Raw genomic sequence first — 510 nt, 5'->3', positions numbered from 1 at the left:
GAGACTGTAACTAATTTTGTGTAACTGCTTATCAACACGTACTCTATAGAGAGTCAAGGATAGGCAGATACTCATGAACAAAAAAGATATTGAAGCTTTTGCTAAAGAAGCAGCTAAAAGCATTAAAACACCAGAAGACTTAAATCAATTCAGTCAGATGCTCAAAAAGATAACGGTCGAAGCCGCTCTTAATGCCGAAATGGATGACCACCTGGGCTATGAGAAACACCATAAATCGACTTCTGCTAATAGCCGTAACGGTAAAACCAGCAAGCGCATTCAAACTGAAGATGGTCAATTTGAGCTTGATACGCCGCGAGACCGTGAAGGCAGTTTCGAACCTCAGTTAGTTAAAAAACACCAGTCCAGATTTACCTCTATGGACGATAAAATATTGTGGCTCTACGCTCAAGGCATGAGTACTCGTGATATCGTTCAAGCCTTTGATGAATGGTACGGCGCAGAGATATCACCCACGTTAGTTTCTCGCGTTACCAACGCCGTTCTAGA

At 42.2% G+C, this 510-nt stretch carries 1 protein-coding gene; it reads left to right on the top strand.

Going from position 1 to position 510, the window contains the following annotated elements; genetic code table 11:
- Nucleotides 1–73 precede the first annotated feature (73 nt).
- The coding region (locus tag Q4557_RS19895) for a transposase (RefSeq protein WP_303415076.1) at nucleotides 74–510 on the top strand (437 nt) is incomplete at its 3' end.

Origin of the sequence: Shewanella sp. 5_MG-2023 (genome assembly GCF_030547465.1) — a bacterium.
In the GTDB taxonomy this organism is placed as follows: Bacteria; Pseudomonadota; Gammaproteobacteria; order Enterobacterales; family Shewanellaceae; genus Shewanella.
This window is presented reverse-complemented; position numbering and strand designations above follow the sequence as displayed.